16 protein-coding genes and 2 pseudogenes are annotated in these 18076 nt (G+C 35.2%); 12 read left to right on the top strand and 6 right to left on the bottom strand.

Translation table 11 applies throughout. From position 1 onward, the window contains the following. Positions 1–584: 584 nt before the first annotated feature. Both ACQKOG_RS26495 and ACQKOG_RS26490 read left to right on the top strand, forming a co-directional pair. The gene (locus tag ACQKOG_RS26495; protein ID WP_427448556.1) at positions 585–1889 is read left to right on the top strand and encodes an APC family permease; all 1305 of its coding nucleotides are present in this window, start codon (positions 585–587) and stop codon (positions 1887–1889) included. A gap of 262 nt (positions 1890–2151) precedes the next feature. Then, the gene (locus ACQKOG_RS26490) at positions 2152–3531 is read left to right on the top strand and encodes an aspartate aminotransferase family protein (protein ID WP_370079482.1); all 1380 of its coding nucleotides are present in this window, start codon (positions 2152–2154) and stop codon (positions 3529–3531) included. Between the two features lie 377 nt (positions 3532–3908). Here ACQKOG_RS26490 and ACQKOG_RS26485 read toward each other — a convergent pair whose 3' ends face one another. The 3 genes from ACQKOG_RS26485 to ACQKOG_RS26475 all read right to left on the bottom strand — a co-directional run bounded on the left by ACQKOG_RS26485 (position 3909) and on the right by ACQKOG_RS26475 (position 6224). Then, on the bottom strand, positions 3909–4058 hold the full coding sequence (locus ACQKOG_RS26485; protein ID WP_370079481.1) for a YjcZ family sporulation protein: 150 nt from the start codon (positions 4056–4058) through the stop codon (positions 3909–3911). A 303-nt stretch (positions 4059–4361) separates the two neighbouring features. Then, on the bottom strand, positions 4362–4886 hold the full coding sequence (locus ACQKOG_RS26480; RefSeq protein WP_370079480.1) for a SpoIIIAH-like family protein: 525 nt from the start codon (positions 4884–4886) through the stop codon (positions 4362–4364). Positions 4887–5189: 303 nt separating this feature from the next. Next, entirely contained in the window at positions 5190–6224 is a 1035-nt protein-coding gene (locus tag ACQKOG_RS26475) for an ElyC/SanA/YdcF family protein (protein ID WP_370079479.1), read from the bottom strand. Between the two features lie 241 nt (positions 6225–6465). Here ACQKOG_RS26475 and ACQKOG_RS26470 point away from each other — a divergent pair, with 241 nt between their 5' ends. Further along, complete coding sequence (locus tag ACQKOG_RS26470) at positions 6466–6960, top strand: GNAT family N-acetyltransferase (protein ID WP_427448557.1); 495 nt, start codon at positions 6466–6468, stop codon at positions 6958–6960. A gap of 125 nt (positions 6961–7085) precedes the next feature. On the opposite strand, the pseudogene ACQKOG_RS26465 reads toward ACQKOG_RS26470, so the two are convergent. Beyond that, positions 7086–7726: pseudogene (locus tag ACQKOG_RS26465) on the bottom strand (transposase); the annotation flags it as partial. Positions 7727–8077: 351 nt separating this feature from the next. Next, positions 8078–8947: a cation diffusion facilitator family transporter gene (locus ACQKOG_RS26460; protein WP_370079478.1), complete on the bottom strand. Its 870-nt coding sequence runs from the start codon at positions 8945–8947 to the stop codon at positions 8078–8080. A 444-nt stretch (positions 8948–9391) separates the two neighbouring features. On the opposite strand from ACQKOG_RS26460, the gene ACQKOG_RS26455 reads away from it, so the two are divergent. The 4 genes and pseudogenes from ACQKOG_RS26455 to ACQKOG_RS26440 all read left to right on the top strand — a co-directional run bounded on the left by ACQKOG_RS26455 (position 9392) and on the right by ACQKOG_RS26440 (position 12768). Further along, positions 9392–10144 carry a GNAT family N-acetyltransferase gene (locus ACQKOG_RS26455; RefSeq protein ID WP_370079477.1) on the top strand — a complete coding sequence of 251 codons (753 nt, stop codon included), beginning with the start codon at positions 9392–9394 and terminating at the stop codon, positions 10142–10144. A gap of 277 nt (positions 10145–10421) precedes the next feature. Further along, on the top strand, positions 10422–10760 hold the full coding sequence (locus tag ACQKOG_RS26450; protein ID WP_370079476.1) for a cupin domain-containing protein: 339 nt from the start codon (positions 10422–10424) through the stop codon (positions 10758–10760). Positions 10761–10845: 85 nt separating this feature from the next. Further along, the gene (locus ACQKOG_RS26445) at positions 10846–11529 is read left to right on the top strand and encodes a VOC family protein (RefSeq protein WP_370079475.1); all 684 of its coding nucleotides are present in this window, start codon (positions 10846–10848) and stop codon (positions 11527–11529) included. A 234-nt stretch (positions 11530–11763) separates the two neighbouring features. Next, positions 11764–12768 (top strand): annotated as a pseudogene (locus ACQKOG_RS26440) (zinc-dependent alcohol dehydrogenase family protein). A 70-nt stretch (positions 12769–12838) separates the two neighbouring features. Here ACQKOG_RS26440 and ACQKOG_RS26435 read toward each other — a convergent pair. After that, positions 12839–13834 (bottom strand): PLP-dependent cysteine synthase family protein, encoded by a 996-nt coding sequence (locus ACQKOG_RS26435; protein ID WP_370079473.1) that lies wholly within the window; start codon positions 13832–13834, stop codon positions 12839–12841. A 438-nt stretch (positions 13835–14272) separates the two neighbouring features. Between ACQKOG_RS26435 and ACQKOG_RS26430 the strand changes: the two genes are divergently transcribed. From ACQKOG_RS26430 to ACQKOG_RS26410, 5 genes are all read left to right on the top strand, one after another. Continuing rightward, positions 14273–15031 (top strand): formate/nitrite transporter family protein, encoded by a 759-nt coding sequence (locus tag ACQKOG_RS26430; protein ID WP_370079472.1) that lies wholly within the window; start codon positions 14273–14275, stop codon positions 15029–15031. A 260-nt stretch (positions 15032–15291) separates the two neighbouring features. Beyond that, a complete protein-coding gene (locus ACQKOG_RS26425) occupies positions 15292–15561 on the top strand; it encodes a hypothetical protein (RefSeq protein WP_370079471.1) in 270 nt (89 codons plus the stop codon). 171 nt (positions 15562–15732) lie between these two features. After that, entirely contained in the window at positions 15733–16158 is a 426-nt protein-coding gene (locus tag ACQKOG_RS26420) for a GatB/YqeY domain-containing protein (protein WP_370079470.1), read from the top strand. Positions 16159–16305: 147 nt separating this feature from the next. Continuing rightward, complete coding sequence (locus ACQKOG_RS26415) at positions 16306–16896, top strand: TetR/AcrR family transcriptional regulator (RefSeq protein ID WP_370079469.1); 591 nt, start codon at positions 16306–16308, stop codon at positions 16894–16896. A gap of 66 nt (positions 16897–16962) precedes the next feature. Beyond that, positions 16963–17904, top strand: coding sequence for an SDR family NAD(P)-dependent oxidoreductase (locus tag ACQKOG_RS26410; protein WP_427448555.1), 942 nt, complete (start codon positions 16963–16965; stop codon positions 17902–17904). Positions 17905–18076: the final 172 nt, after the last annotated feature.

The raw sequence follows: 18076 nt of genomic DNA, 5'->3' as shown, positions 1-18076 counted from the left end.
TGGAGACAACATAAAAAATAGAGAAATCCGAATTTGAATTCATTCAAATTCGGATTTCTCACTAATTGAAGCTAGTTATGTCCCAGCCTCTTTTTAAGTGCACCCGGCATGCGCATACTTGAAGAATCCTTGGGTGAAAATTTAGAATGTTCCGATTTTTACAATATCAAATTATCTTAATCTGATAATCTGTAATTAATATAAAGAATGCTTATTTTCCTACTACAGTTCTAAGGAAAAATGGGCAATCAACAAAATCAAAGAGGGGAGTCAGATGAATGACGAAATACTAACTGTTTATTAGTTGTAACTGGGTTGAGGCCGTGTTAGGCAGAACATTTTCGTTTATTAATCCCAGAACTGAAAAGTGAATTCTGTCTTATTCGAGGCCTGAAGTACAGTTAGACAAAGCTTGCCTGGGTTGACTTGAATGAAAAAGTTTTGAATTGGTATGGAGGGTAACGTTTTGTATAAATAACAAAATTATAATAACGCCAATGGGGGTAGGGATTATAGAAACACAAAAATCAATAGGGAACATTCAAATTTTATCAGATGGGCAAAGTCTAAAAAGAAGTTTAAAGATGCGAGATTTAGTTATTTTTGGTCTTGGCTTTATGGCACCAGTTGCAGCGATGTCAATGTTTGGAATTATCACATTGGTATCTCAGGGCCATTCTGTCCTCTCATATGTTCTTGGTTTTGTTGCAATGTTATTTACGGCGTACAGTTTCGGTAAAATGGTTGAAGCTTACCCAGTTGCGGGTTCAACCTATACCTACGCCCATAAAGCGCTACACCCTAAAATAGGATTTATAGCTGGATGGGGAATGCTCCTTGATTATCTGTTAATACCGATGCTAACTTTTTTGATCAGTGCAAGTTTTGCAAACGCCCTTGTACCAAGCATTCCAGTTTGGGGTTGGGTTCTCATTTTCGCTATCCCAATCACGATTATAAATATAATTGGAATTGATATAGCGGCTAAGTTGAATTTAGTTTTAGTGCTCCTCATGATTATCGCGGTGATTGCCTTCGTTTTCAGCGCAAGTCACTATATTATAACGGGGGATTTAACTTTAATAAACTATAAGGCAATTTATGATGGTGATTCATTTTCAATAGGAGCAGTTATTGGCGGGGCAGCTATTGTTATTGTCGCTTACCTAGGTTTTGATGCTATTACAACCTTGGCTGAAGAGACGAACGTAGGGGGGAATAAAATTGGTTTGGCCATTTTGTTTACCTGTATCATTCAAACAGTATTTTATGTTTCCGTAACTTATTTAGCAGTGATTCTTGTAGGGAACTATTTAACTATTGATAATCCCGACACAGCCTTCTTCAACGTTTTAGAGACGATAGGGGGCGGGTTCCTCCAGACTTATATTACACTTACGATTATCGCATCTGGAATTGCAAGCGCCTTAGCGAGCCAAGCAGCTTCAAGTCGTCTGCTCTTGGGGATGGGACGTGACAATGTCATCCCTCAAAAATTTTTTAGCTATATCCATCCAAAGTATAAAACACCAATTAATAATATTTTATTAATGTCAATAATTGGAATGATTGGTGCAATATCTCTGAATCTACAAATTGTATCAGATTTAGTTGCATTTGGTGGATTATTAGGATTTGCTTTCGTGAATATTTGTGTAATTAAACACTACTATTTAAAAAATAAGCAAAAAAATATCGTTAAATATTTGATTATTCCATTAATTGGAACGTTGGTTTGTCTTTATATCTTGTGGGGGCTTTCAACAGCTGGAAAAATAGTTGGATTTACCTGGATGGGAATTGGTGTGTGTTATTTAGCGATTCGATCCCTGTATTCAAAAGAATCCAAGAAACTCTTAACAGATATAGAAGGGCAGAATGTTAGTTAAATGCGCTAACGAATGTGACAATCCCATATGGTGTGAAAACTGCAAATCAAGGATTTAGACAAGCTTCTCTGGCATTAGCTAAAGGAATTAACGTTATTGGAGGATTTGTGACATATAAAGCTGTAGCCGAAGCTCATGGCTATTTATATACCCTTATTGAGAGCCTGATAGAGTGTGAAAGGGTAATTTCATAAATCGAAAATTAATTATTAAATAGCTAGGAATGCTTAATTATATTTGTCTATTAAAGGAGGAATAAAATATGCAATACGTTGCAAAGCGAAATAACCTAAGCAAATTGGAATTATCAGAACTGGATAAAAAACATTATTTGCATCCAACGACACCACCAAGAGCTCATTATTTATCAGGGCCTTCAACAATCTTTACAGAAGGCAAAGGAATTTATCTGAAAGACATAGAGGGGAAAGAGCGTATTGATGGGGTTTCGATGCTTTGGAATGTAAACCTTGGCTATGGGAATGAAGAGCTTGCTGAGGTAGCAAAACAGCAGATGTTAAAACTTTCTTACAGCTCTTCATTCAGCGGACAATCCAATGAGCCCGCTATCCTTTTAGCACAGAAAGTGGCTTCATTAGCACCTGGTGATTTGAATGTTTGCTTCTTCACATCGGGAGGCTCGGAATCTAATGATACTGCGTTTAAACTAGCCCGTTTTTATTGGAAAGTAAAAGGTCAGCCAGAGAAAACTAAAATTATTTCTCTTGAACAATCATTCCATGGAGTTACAGTAGGAGCCACAAGTGCTACCGGAATCGAGGGATTCAACAAATTTACGACTTCCAATGCTCCGAACTTCCTTACAGCTGCAGCACATGTTTTGAATGCAGAACTTGGTGACAAAAGTGATCCAAATTACTCGCGTTCTATTCGTGGAATGATTGAATCAGAAGGATCCGACACCATAGCTGCTGTCATTCTGGAGCCAATCCAAGGCGCAGGCGGGGTAAGATTTCCTCCTGACGGATACCTTCAAGCTGTTCGCAAACTTTGCGACGAACACAACATTTTGCTTATTGCAGATGAGGTGATTTGTGGGTTTGGAAGAACCGGAAAGACCTTTGGTGTTGATAATTGGAACATTGTTCCGGACCTTCTATGTGTTGCAAAAGGAATCTCAAGTGGCTACGCTCACTTGGGTGCCGTAATTATGAGAGAGCATGTAAGAGAAGCATTTATTCAATCAGATGAAATGATGTTCCATGGATTCACATATAGTGGACATCCAATGGCTTGTGCGGTTGGCTTGAAGACACTTGAGATATTAGAAAGAGATCAAATTGTTGAGAATAGTAGACTTCGTGGTGAAGAATTATTAAAAGGACTTAAGTATCTCGAAAGCAATCATAAACATATAACGAATGTAAGAGGTCTCGGTCTACTTGCCGGTATTGAGCTAGTTAAAGATCCTGAAAAAGGCATCCCATTTGATCCGTCGGTACATGCCGCAGCTCTGTATACAGATATATGCATGGACTTAGGGCTGCAATTGCGTTACTTCGATTGGAAGGGAACAAATACGGTTGCTCTTGCTCCACCTCTTATTATTACAAGCCAACAGGTTGAAGAGATTATTTACAGAATGTCTGAGGCTCTTAAAAGGTTCGAAAAACAGATTTAATTCAAGCTAGCAAAATCTATTAAGATTATTGATAGTAAATTACTATCGTTATTCAATTATAGGACGCTTTTCCTAAGTATAGGAAGTGTCCTTTTTCATATATTTTAATGATTTACATGATTCAGTAATTTATTATTACCCATGATCCGATCCTTGAATATCCTCGTATGAGAAAGACCCTCCACGAACAGAATCGATTGTAGATTAATGTAATTCGACAGCCGAACGCCAGCAATGGTCATGTAAACATCGTATGTTAATGCAATAGATGATAAAAAGTAACTGCACAATATGAGGGAAGAAACGATTAAAGGGTCACTAGGCAAGAAGCGACCCTTTAAAGAGGTGAGAAAGACTGATAGTTTTGTATTGATATGCTAACAGTTTTCATTATTTAAGAAAGTAGCGCCGATAATAATTAGAAGAATGAATAGAACAACAATCAGCGTAAATGATGAACCGTGGCCACGGCTATAGCCACCATAACAGCCACAATTAAAATTACCTGCGTTTCCATAGTATCCCATAAAAAAATCCTCCTTCCTACAATATATAATATGTAGGCTGTTGAGAAGGAGTGGGGTATTCATCCATTCAACAATAGGCATTAAAAATTAATCAAGTTAGTAATATTTTTGTGGGATAAGACAATAAAAAAGGTCACTTAGGATTGAACTGACTACTCCCACAGCTAAAGCAGTGGGGTTCTTATGTACTTAAGAGAAGCGTTACAAAGCTCTCCACAGATGGTGGTAGAACGGTATTTCCACTAAAAAATCCTTCGTGACGCTGTTTTTCGTAAATAAATGAAGACCCCTTTTTTCTATTTTTCAATAATTGTTTGCACCGAATTTTACTTGCACATTTGCATCCTCGCATTCTTTTTTAACCAGATAAATAATCTCATTTGCTCGAGATTTTGATAATTTATTTGCCACCACTGTTACGGAAATGTTTTCTCCTTCTATTCTTACTAAAGCATCGGGAAAGCCTAATGATTTAATTTGCATCTCAAGTATTGCCTCTGTAGATTCTTCCTTATTGAGAGTATCGATTTCCATAGACGCTGTATTTTGATCCTCAACAAAATACTCATTTGACGTTATTTTTTGCGTTAACTTTTGGCGAAGTTGATTTCTTTCGTTATTAACTTGTAGGCGTGTTTCTTCAAATAAAGGGCTAGAAGAAGATACTTCCTTCGTAACAGTCTGTATTGCAGCTTTTTGATCTGCATCTACAGACAAGATAATATCCTCTTTGGATTGTTTTGGTGAATCCAACAAATAAAACACTGAAATAACCGCTACTAGAGTTAATAATGCAAGTAACCAAGACGATTTACTTTGTAGGTGCATTCACTGTCCCTCCCTCAATAAATTTGGTTAAACACCACTAAGCATCTTTTCAATGTATGTTTTATGAGAAATTTATTTATAAATATGCTGACAGTTAAACGAAAACAACTCATTTTGTCTATCCGATTTGTCGAAGCCGCTTTAAATTATCAAAATTAAGTTTCGTCTTCGCATTTAAAATAGGTGTCATGAACGAGTGTATTGCGTGTTTGGCTACAGGGGAAGAATACTAACAACTAATAAAAGGGTACTAGAATAATTTTTTGATTCAGTACCCTTTTGTTGATTATTTTTTTCATCAAACTATAAGAATAATAAGCCAAATAAAGAAAGGAGTAGAGAAATTCCGAGGATTGTCCCAACAACTTTCATATGTCTTTTTCGCCCCATTACAACAATTGCAACATATTCACGAACCATTGCGTTGGGCCAATAATAAAATGCTGTTTTTGAACCGATACCTTGGCTATTCAGACCAGCTTGTCTAGCGTATAGACCGGCACGGAAAAGATGGAAATTATTTGTTGTAAAGATGCTGTTGTATTTACCATCTGGTTTTAACGTATCCATAACTTGTTTCGAAAATAACATATTTTGATAGGTGTTTACAGAACGATTTTCTTGCATAGTATGCTCAAGAGGAATGCCTTTTTCAACAGCGTATTTCTGCATCGCTTCCGCTTCAGGCAGATTTTCATCGGGACCTTGTCCTCCAGAGAAAATAATTGATGGTGGTGTGGTAACCGTTGCTTGTTTCTGATAAAAATCAATAGCTTTATTAATTCTACTGGCAAGAAGTGGTGGTACTTTATCGTTAATTAAACCACTGCCTAGTACGATGATAAAATCTTGGTTATACTTTGGTTTATTAAACTGATAGAGGAAATATGCAGATAGAAAGTTTGATAAATGAATCAAGAAATAAAACATTATAAGCGATATTCCACCAAACATAGGTTGAAATATATTAGATAACAAACTGGATGGACTAATAATAGGCATGACAATAAATAATAAAATAATAATAGCTACAATTAAAGTTAAGGAATTTGCTAAGCGTCTTCCTTCTCTTTTCATTAAAATTCTTGCGTTAAGAAATAGACCGAACATTAAAGTTACAATTCCAAAAGGTATAATAAAGAAAAGTGCTATTAAAGGAATAATAACTAAAAGCTTTATAGTATTGTTTTCAGATGCTAATGAAATAATCGTACAAAATAAAAGAAATGAACAGAAAAAAATATTAAATAAAAAGCCATTTACAATCTTTCTGGGATCTTTCAAGTAAGAATACAAAAAAATAAAAAATAGGATAAGCGGAATAATCCCAAAATACATAAAAACCCTACACCTCGCCTATATAGTATTGATCGTATTATTTTTAAACTCCTATATATTAGCATAGATTTTTGAAATTACATCCTTTTTACGTAATCCTTACATAAACCTTAAAAATATTGTTAATTGCACATACAAATTAGAAGAAATATATATTCTTGCAAGTCTAGTGATGATTCTTCTAAACTTAGAATAGGGGGAAATAATTTACATATTTAAGGAGGGGACTATATTGATAATTATGGAGACAGAAAGGTTAGAATTACGAGAATTTAATGATGAAGATATTTCTATACTTTACTCAATTTTTTCAGATGCTGAAACAATGAAATATTATCCATCACCATTTAATTTCGAACAAACAAAAAACTGGGTTGAGAAAAATAAACAAAGATATCGAGAAGATGGTTATGGTTTATGGGCTGTATGTTTAAAAGAGTCGAATGAATTAATTGGAGATTGTGGACTCGTTAAACAAATAGTTGATGGAAAAACTGAAGTGGAAGTAGGCTACCATATTCATAAAAAACATTGGTCTAAAGGATATGCAACTGAAGCGGCTAAAGGTTGTGTAGAGTATGGATTTTTACAGTTAGGACAAGAAAAATTAATAAGTATTATTGATCCTAAAAATGAACCATCAATTCGTGTGGCTGAAAAAAATGGTTTTACGATGGAGAAGGAGTTGTTTATTTTTAATAAAATTCATCATATATATTCAGTACAAAATTATTAGAATACTAATTGGTAATTAATATTTAGTATAAAAGAATAAGTTGTAATTGTAAGACATAATGAGGATTAAGTGATTACAATTACAACTTTTTTTAGATGGAAGTTCCTTATTTCTGTCTCTATTCCTTATTCATTTTCGTTTAGTAGCTTTAATATCCGTTTCAAATTGACAGCGAATATCGTTGTAGCACCTTGAATTTCCATGCCAAATAGACCCGCTGTCGATGCCGTATCGTACCCGTGTCCGTTTATTAATTCACTATTCTTCGCTTCTACTTTGTAGCGATTTGCGGCTAATTGCTTAAAAGCTTCCGTATTTTGAAATGCCTCTTGTTCGGCATGTGTATCTGACTTAATTGTAACAGAATACGTTTTACTTTTTGCGCCTTCTTTATAACAGCCCTCTCTCATTGAACATACTTTGCATTTTTCAATATCAAAATAATATGTCTGACTTTGACTCTTACTCGTTCTTTTTTACCCGTACATGCTTTTCTTGTCGCGAGATGGCCGGCCTTACAAACAAACATTCCAGCATCTTTATTAAACTCAAACTTGTCTTCTTCTTTTCGTGGTCCTTGTGTAAGAATAGGATTCAACTTTGCCACAAGGGCGATTTTCTCTTCTTTAGCATATTCGATATTTGCCTTTTCAGAGTAAGCTGCGTCTCCAATAACTGTAATAATTTTCATACCTGCTAGTGTGCTTTTTTCAATTAATTCTTGAAGATATTTCCCATCGCTTTTTTCATCTGTTGTAATGACAGCCGGTATTTGTGCAATTTGTGGTTACTTTTCAATGACTGAAATGACTCCCTTACAGTAAGCTAATTCATCCTTTACAAGGAAAGCGTGACTAAAATAATAGTATGATACATTGCGTTGTTTGGAGAAGCATCGCTCGACTCCTGCGGGAAAGCGAGACAGACGAGACCCCGCACGAAGCGAAGCGTAGGAGGAGGCTCGGCGCTCGCCCGCGGAAAGCGAGCGGAATGCTTCGGAAAACAACAGTAGAGTCACAGTGCCAAATGAAAAAAGCGAGGTATTCAACGATTTAATCGTTGAATACCTCGCAATGTGAGAAGATATGGACTTTTTCAGTGCCCTCGCATTTGCAAATCATTCATTTATTTTTTCATTCTCCGGTTCTAAGTGAATAAGAATATTGGCTTGATGAAATAGGGTATTAATCTTTTCTTCAATACGATCACATAAATTATGAACGGTTTCAATGCTTTCATTTGATGCTACGACTAAATGGAAATCGATGTATTCTTCCGCACCAGAACGTCTAGTTCGAAAATCGTGATACTCAATGTATTCATCTTTAAATGATTCAATAATTTGAATAATTTGTTCTTCCTCTTCCTTTGATAATCGGGCATCCATTAATGGAGGAAATGTTTCTTTCATTAGTTTGAAAGCTTCCATCATAATATAACATGCTAATATTATTCCGATGATTGGATCTAAAATGTACCAACCAGTTAAATGGACAATCAGTAAACTCAAGGCAACACCTAATGATGTATAGACATCTGTAAGTAGGTGTAGTGCATTTGATTTCATGGCAACGGAGTTGGTATTCTTTGCAGTCCTATAAACAATCCTTGAAACAAAAAAATTAATTAAGGCGCCTAATAACATGACCAGTATTCCTAGAACTGGGAGTTTGATTGGTGTAGGAGTGATAATTTTATGAATACATTCATAAATAATCCAAATTCCAGCAACAAAAATTAAAAGTGTTTCAATTGTCCCTGATATATTTTCAACCTTTCCATGTCCGTAGGGGTGCTCTTTATCCGCTGGTTTACTGGAAATTCGTACGGAGAGAAAGGCAATAAAAGAGGCGAGTAAGTCTAGAAGTGAATGGATTGCCTCCGATAAAATTGCAACTGATCCTGTGAACAATCCAACGATAATTTTTAATATGACCACAGTAGAATTACTTAAAACTGATAAAAATGCAATTTTTGATGAATTCACCTGAAATCACCTCCTGATAAATATAAACCTATGATACCAAGTAAACTTTGAGTGGGTCTATAGCAACGTTTTTTCCTAACTCCGATTAAATAACTAGTGTGAAAAAAAGTTGTATAAAGGAAAAAGACATAACCATCTTTTTTTATAAAAATCGTACAACCAAATGAGTGCACTAGCTAAGGTGTTTGGGTTAAAATCGTATGCTAATAAAGTGAGAGAAGAATAATGACTATATTATGTGTAGATGCGATAAGTTTACTTAAGAAATTAAAGTGGTTTAATTCCTAGGATTAAATATCAATATAGATTTTCAATTGTTCGCTTTTTTGTCGTGAAATCCAGATTATAGATAATAAAAAAGAAAAGGAATTGCTATCCATTTTCTACCTTCGATATAATAAAATAGTGGTACCAAATTGGGTTAGTAAAGAGGCGGTTAGTCAAGTGGATTATATTCAAATTACTAGAAACAATATTGAACAGGAGCATATATGTTGCGCTCTCGGTTCGAAGCAATACGAGGAAGCGGTAAAGGAAAAGAAAGAATGGTTGATGAACCGTATGGATGAGGGGCTAGTTTTTTATCGTCTAAACGACCGGGCAAAAGTGTTTATTGAATATTTACCGGCAAATCAAGCTTGGGTTCCTATCGATGCACCGAATTATATGTATATTAATTGCCTATGGGTTTCAGGTAAATTCAAAAATCAAAACCATGCTAGACAACTGTTTGAAAAGTGTAAGGAAGATGCATTAGCGCAAGGAATGGATGGCATCGTACATATAATAGGGGAGAAAAAGCTTCCATTTCTAAGTGATAAGCGTTTTTTTGAACATTTGGGATTTGAAATTGTAGATCAAGCAGCACCTTATTTTCAACTAGCTGTCTATAAATTTAACGATTGTGCCGACGATCCTTCCTTTAAACTGCAGGTGAAAAATCCTTTATCTAATAATAATGGTATTGTGATATACTTCACTGCCCAATGTCCGTTTGCAGTAGGCGTTATAGATGATTTGAAAAAATTAGCAGAGAAAAGGGGCATTCCTTTTCATGCATATCAACTAAGGACGAAAGATGAAGCACAGAATGCACCTATCATATGGACTACCTTTGGACTGTTTTACAATGGTCATTTTATGACACATGAAATACTGAGTGCAAATAAGTTCGAAAAATTATTAAATACATTATGAAAAGGGGATTTATCTCCTTTTCATGAACATTAAAATTAGAGCAAATAAACAAATACCTATAATAGAACCTAGAGTAAACGACCAGGAAAAATAATTGAAAAAGATGTATGCAATTAATAATGCCAGTATATAGCCGAGAGCAGTGCCCAGCAATTGTTTTTTGATATTCAACAATCTCACTCCTTACTGCGTGATAGTTAAAATACTTATTTATATTTTATAGAAATATTAGGTAAATATCCATAACAATCAAGATAAAAGGAAGGGGATATCAGTTTTGAAAATTAGCAAACAGTATGCAGAACATTATATATGGGGAGAACAATGTGATGGCTGGCATTTAGTGAAGAATAATGATCTCAGTATTATCCATGAGCGTATGCCTGCTAAAACAGTAGAGGTAAATCATTATCACCATCATGCACAACAATTTTTCTTTGTACTATCTGGAACAGCAACAATGGATATCGGCGGAGAACGAATTGTGTTACAAAAGAATGAAGGAATTGAAGTGCCGCCCCTTAAACCGCACCAGATGCGTAATGATTCAGAGGAAGAGGTAGAGTTTTTAGTCATTTCACAACCAAATAGTAGGGGCGATCGTATCCAACTATAAAGTAATTTTCATTCTTTTGCATGAGGTATGTATTTATTTTAGTAAGTATAGTAAATGCTAACAATTGCAAAGGAGATGTTTTACGATGAAGATTACAAAGGTGAAACTATATGTGTATGATATACATAAAATAAAGGAGTTTTACTGCAATTATTTAGGATTTACATTAATAAAGAATGCAGATAATTTTTTTGATATAGCTGTTGGCGAAAGTATTATCACTTTTGAAAAAATACCGTATTCAGTTAAAAAGCAATATCATTTTGCGTTAAATATTCCATGCAATTTATTTAAACAAGCGAAAAACTGGGTAAAAGAATATGCAGAATTATTATTTTCAGAGGGACAGGATGAAGTATATTTTGATAAATTAAAGGCTCATTCTTGTTATTTTTATGATCCAGAAGGAAATATTATTGAGCTCATTTCAAGACAGGAAGTAAATCCAAAACAGGATGTAGAGTCTTTTTCACCCGAGCGTGTACTAAATATTGCCGAAATGAATTTAACGACGGATGCTATTTATTCAGTAGCCGATAGTTTAAAAGAATACGGTATAACGCCAATGAATCATAACGAAATTCGCTCAAATGCTCTCACGTTTATGGGGAATTATGAGGATGGAGCAAATTTACTTTTAGGACCAAGTGAACGTGTTTGGTATTTTTCTAACAAAAAAGCAATTGTTAGTCCTATTAAGATAGAAATTAATAAAAACCTACAACTATGTATGACCGAAGACGGTGAATTTACCATTTCACAGCTTTAAAAACACCATCAGACCATTAAATTTCCTTATAATTGTCATTGAATAAAAAAAGTAAAAGTGATTAGGGGAATATTTAATATTCGCGATAGCAAAGAAATTAAGCGGGAGAAAAACTGCTCATAAAATCTCGATTGGTGAAAATTAATAATCGGTGAGGATAAAGAAAGCCCTCTGAAGGTTTCATTTTGGAGTAGTTGCAAAAATGTTATTAATCAATCATAAGGAGTTAATTTTTTGAAAGCAAAAAGCATTAAATTATATGAATTTGGAAGCCCTCGGGAGGTTTTGAAGTTTGAAAATAAGACGATTAAACCTCCTGAAGAACAAGAAATCCTTGTTCGAATGTTGGCACGACCTATTAATCCTTCCGATTTAATACCAATATGGGGGAGTTATGCTCATCGAATTTCTTTACCAACTATTCCTGGCTATGAAGGGGTCGGAATTGTAGAAGCTGTGGGTCCGTATGTTTCTCAAAATCTTATCGGAAAACGTGTTCTACCTTTACGAGGAGAAGGGACTTGGCAGGAAATTGTAAAAACGAGCGCAGAATTCGCAGTACCCATTCCCGATTCAATTGATGATTTTACCGCAGCGCAAATGTATATCAACCCAATGACAGCTTGAGTAACTTGTACTGACATATTACAATTGCAGCCAAATGATGTTTTATTAGTGAATGCCTGCGGGTCCGCAATTGGACACATATTTGCTCAGCTAGCAAAATTGTTAGGGTTCAAGTTAATCGCGGTTACGAGAAATAATAGACATACTGACGATTTAATTCAGCTTGGCGCTTCCTATGTAATAGATACTTCAGTAGCACCGCTCTATGAGACAGTAATGGAACTAACAAATGGCAATGGGGCTGATGCCGCTATTGATTCAATTGGGGGGACAGCAGGCAACGATCTTGCTTTCTGTCTGAAAGCTGGAGGGAATTTTTTAGCTATTGGTCTTTTATCAGGTGTACAAGTGAATTGGCAAAAAATCGTTAAAGAGGCGAATGTAAAGGCAAATATGTTCCATTTACGTCATTGGAACAAGCAAGTCTCGATAGAAAGATGGCAAGGTACATTTCATAACTTAATCGATCTAGTTAATAGTGGTAAGTTAAAAATGATGGCAGTGGATTCTCATTATGATTTGTTAGACATTAAAAATGCGATAACGGCCGTTGAATCGTCTAAAGCCTCAAAAGGAAAGATCTTTTTAACAAGTTATATGAACGAAGGGTAATTTATTTTATTTTACCCTTCGTTTTTTATAGGGTGTCTAAGCGACTGCGTATCCTTCGATGCGCTTGTTTCTAAAATAAATCTGTAGATAAATATCGTAGACCAGTATCGGGTAGGATAACGACAATCCGTTTCCCTTTGTTCTCTGGACGTTTTGCAAGGGCTGTGGCTGCAAATAAAGCAGCACCTGATGAAGTACCTACTAATAGACCATCTGACTTCGCAACAGCACGTGCCGCCTCATAAGCTTGTGCAGTTTCCACCTCAAGTACTTCATCAATTATTTCTAAATGAACATTCGATGGTACGCGAGCCTCGTCAGCATCAGAGAAGCGGTGAACACCTGTGATTTCAATAATATCTGGATTATCAACTGTTGCAATGGAATTAACAGCAGGCTCAACACCAATAATCTGAATATCTGGATTTTTAGATTTTAAATATGCACCAGCACCACTGATCGTACCACCTGTGCCAATTGCTGCTACAAAAATATCAATTTGTCCGTCTGTATCCTCCCAGACTTCAGGACCAGTTGTTAACTTATGAATATTTGGATTGGCATCATTATCAAGCTGATTTAAAAATACAACATTTTCTTCTTGTTCAACGACTGTTTCTCGAAATACTTTAATCGTTTCAACAAAGTCACCATCAGTTTCCTCAAAGGCAGCTACCATTTCTGGGACATCTGAAAATGGTACAACCTCCGTTCCGTATGCCTTAACTACCTTTGTACGCTCTTCACTTACGCCATCCTGCATGTAAATTCGAAGCTTATAGCCTTTTGCTGCCGCAATTGCTGCTAGACCAATACCAGTATTGCCACTAGTTGTTTCAATTATTGTTTTATCCTTTGTCAATACACCACGTGCTTCAGCATCCTCAATCATCGCTTTAGCAACACGGTCTTTCACACTATTAGCAGGATTAAAATACTCCAGTTTTACAATAATTTCGGTTTCTAGCTGTTGCTCTTTTACATACTGATTTAATGCTAAAAGTGGTGTATGTCCGATTAATTCTGTAATAGATTGTTTAATCTTATTAGTTACAATTTGACCCATCCCAATCAACCCCTTTAATTTAACCTACTTAACAAACTTGTTTTGTAGGGATTGAGGGAATCATATCAATATATATCCATATAAGCAATAAAATCAGTAATAGAAGTATTTAATGTAGCAATAGAAAAAAATAATTAATCGAATCTACAAAATAATTTTTTCTTGGTTTAGTAATACGAGAAATACGGATTATTATTGACAATGCTTCTATGCAAAAGCGAGTAGCCCAAAACACAAATTGATGTCTTCTCAGAAAGTAATAGTGCATGAATATATGTGAATTTGGAGGAATTTACTTTAAATTTGCTAATTAATAATATTTTGGAATAATATTTGCTAAAATGGAACCCTTGTATAAAAGTTGGTTAGAGTAGAGACTGAATGACTACTTGAGATCAACGTTAAAAATTAGCTTGATGTTGTTTGGGAGATGAAAGTATGAAAGAGACAATTTCTTCAGTTTGTATAACAGCTGAAACAAAAATTAACATGATGAAGCAAAAGCCTGCTAATTATTTATTGTTAGCTATTTTTGGTGGACTTTTTATCGGATTTGGAATTTTGCTCATCACTACTATTGGAGGCTTATTAAGTCCAGCTGGGGTACCGAGTATGAAGATCGTACAAGGATTAGCATTTGGTGTGGCACTTAGTATGGTCATGATGGCCGGGGCCAATTTATTTACCGGTGATAATCTAGTGCTAACGGTTAGTACACTATCAAAAAAATCATCACCATTAGAGATGTTGAGCATTTGGACGTTTAGTTACATAGGAAACTTCTTTGGTTCTCTTCTAGCAGCCGCATTATTTTTTTACTCAGGGCTAGCAGGTGGAGACATAGCAGCTTACATTGAAAAACTGGCTACAGCTAAGATGAGTGGTAGCTTCGTTGAACTTTTATGTCGAGGTATTTTATGTAATTTGCTTGTATGCTTGGCCGTATGGTGTACCTATAAATTAAAAACGGAGATTGGAAAATTAGTAATGATTTTCTGCTGTATTTTCCCTTTTGTTACAATTGGATTTGAGCATTGTATAGCAAATATGACATTGTTTTCACTTGCTCTTTTAGTACCTCATGGTGAACTCGTATCGTTTGCTGGAGCCATTTCAAATTTATTACCTGTAACACTAGGTAATATTATCGGTGGAGCCGTTATTGGTTTTGTATATTGGGTAAATGGTAGAGACTAATAAATTACATATTGCTATTGCAGTTAGTATCATTTCCTGGGTAATGGCAATTTGAAAGTGATTGTAAGGTCTCCTGCAATTAAATTAACGGATGAATACTTGACTTCATCTATTAATATTTTGACTTTGGAATAAATGATAGATAGAATGACAGGTAGAGTTGCTAATGTAACTCTACCTTTTTTATTTATGAAAATGTGATTAATGCTGTGAAGTTAATAGATTATGGAATGAATATAAAAGTGGGGAGGAATTCAAAAATGGAACAAGAGGTAAACCAACATACGATTCTTCAAGCAATTTTAGAGCTTTCGAAGCAAATGCAAGACATGAAATCAGATCTTCAGCAACAGATTGAAGCGGCCGAAAAGAGATTAGATGTAAAAATTGAAGCAGTGGAAACAAGGTTAGAAAAAGTTGAACAAAATTTAAGTCGAAAAATTGATCTTGTAGATGCAAAATTTGAAATATTATCACTGGATTTATTAACGACAAAAGCTGAAGTATCTATGCTAAAACAGGTAAGATAGTAGCAAGTATATCTTGGCATAATTGCTTCCAGGATTGGCTCTGTGCTAGCACAATGAGTAACTTAAACCCACATTCAACTCACCACATAACTTCCTAAATTGGTTTACCGTATCCCTTAAGGTTACGGTATTTTTTTGTGTTATAATAAATGTCATGAAGGAGTGAAAACATTGTTAAAAACTGAGGTATTTGAACAATTAAAACAGGCAATGAGAGAAAAGAATGTATTAGCAAAAGGCGTATTATCAATTTTAAAATCCGCTCTAGATTTAGCTGAGAAGGAAAAGGGAGAAGCTTTATCATCTGAAGAGGAAATGGCTATTATAAATCGTGAAGTCAAGCAAACAAATCAGGCGTTAGAAGGTGCTCAAAATGCAGGGCGAGCTGATTTAATTGAAAAAGAAGAAGCGAAATTAGCACTTCTCAAATCATTTTTACCGAAGCAATTAACGGAAGAAGAAATTGCAGAAAAACTTGTGGCAGCTGGCATTGTAAAAGGGATGAACATGGGGGACGCTATGAAAATTGCAAAACCTTTGTTAACTGGTCAGGCTGAAGGCGCTGTTATTTCAAAAGTTGTAAAAGGTCTAATTTAAATTCGTTAGAAACAACCTCCTACTCTGAAGTAGTAAGAGGTTGTTTTTTAAGCTCCTGCATTTTTTGTTCCATGTTAGTGTCACTATTGCCAAAAAATGAAAACAACTATATACTATTATTAACCACCGGTCAATAAGGAGGATAATATGTCGCCACGTAAGCCGTCAACAAAAGATTTGACGAAAGAAATGATTATAAATGAGGCTCATAAGCAATTTATCACGAAGGATTTTCACCAAGTATCAATGCGTAGTATTGCTAAAGAGCTTGGTTGTAGTCATGGGGCTATTTACTATCATTTTAAAAATAAAGCAGAAATATTTTATGCAATATTAAGTGACTATTTTTCTGAACTAAATAATACTCTAGATGAAAATATGAACGGTCCTGAAGATCATAACACTAAACTACTAAATGTTTTTGTAGGCTATATGGCGTTTGGTTTAAATCATCAAAGCCAGTATGAATTAATGTTTATCATGAGAGATCGTGAAATTGATGGGCTTTCGCAAGAGGCAGCGAACGTTAGTTATGAAAAATTTGCACAAGCTGTACAGTCCTTATCAATGACAGAACTGCTGATTTCAGATATACATTCTACATTCATTGCTCTTCATGGATTTGTTACACATTATCGTCATTATGTAAAAAATTATGAGGAAGCGAAAGAAGCAGTGGATATACATGCAAAATTTCTTATCAAAGCTTTAACACATAGTGAAAGTAGCTCTAGTTAAAAAATCTAGAGCTTTCATTTAATAGTTATTTGACCAGTGGTTAATTAATAGAGGAGGGAATTAATTTTGCAAACAGCATTAGTTATTGGAGCATCTGGTGGTATGGGATTTGCATTAGTAAATGAACTAGTAAGTCGCAATATACACGTGAAGGCATTTGCTAGAAATAAAGAAAAGTTAGTTGCACTTTTTCAGCATCACAAAAATGTAGAAATCATTTCGGGTGATGTATTTAATGAACAGGATTTGATGAGGGCCTCAAATGGTGTGGATATTATTTTTCATGCTATTAGTTTTCCGTATCAAGATTGGGAAAAACTCCATATGCGATGCGTAGACATGGTGATTAACATAGCAGAAAGGCGAGGAGCGAAGATTGCACTAGTAGATAATATTTATGCATATGGAAGACAATCAACAAACCCTGTAATAGAGCAAGCTAGAAAGGAACCCCAGACGAAAAAAGGGAAGATTCGTTTAACGATGGAAAATAAATTAATAAACAGTAATGTACCCTCGATAATTGTACATTTCCCGGATTTATACGGCCCAAATGCAGAGAATACAATACTCTATGAAACGTTAAAAAATGTAGCACAAGATAAAAAAGCTAATTTTGTAGGGAATATGCAGGTGAAAAGGGAATTCCTTTATACAGTTGATGGCGCAAAGGCTATGGTTGAGCTTGCTTTACGTAACGACACATATAATCAGAATTGGAACGTGCCAGCCGTTCATCCAATTGCAGGGGAAGAACTAGTGGAAATTTTACGTGAAATTACAAGCTACAAAAAAGGTATTCGTACAGTTTCTAAAGGCATGATCCGATTAATTGGACTATTTAATCCTTCTATGAAAGAAGTAGTTGAAATATTGTATTTAACAGAAGAACCAGTCATTTTAAGTGGGGAAAAATACGAAAAGGAAATAGGCGCTTTACCACGTACTTCATATCGAGTAGGGCTAGAAGAAACGATTGCCTGGATGAACAAGAGAGCACTAAAATAAGAAAACTATTAACTTATTTCAGCAGACATCCACTGAAATAGAGGAACTCAATCTAAGAACGCCACGTCCTGTGGCAATTTATCTGTGCGAAAGCGAAGCGACAGCAACAAGGTTTTATCTGTGCGAAAGCGAAGCGACAGCAACAAGGTTTTATCTGTGCGAAAGCGAAGCG

It is taken from the genome of Lysinibacillus sp. NPDC093216 (assembly GCF_050280325.1).
GTDB lineage: Bacteria > Bacillota > Bacilli > Bacillales_A > Planococcaceae > Lysinibacillus.
The sequence above is the reverse complement of the archived record's forward strand: the minus strand, read 5'-3'. Positions and strand labels throughout refer to the sequence as shown.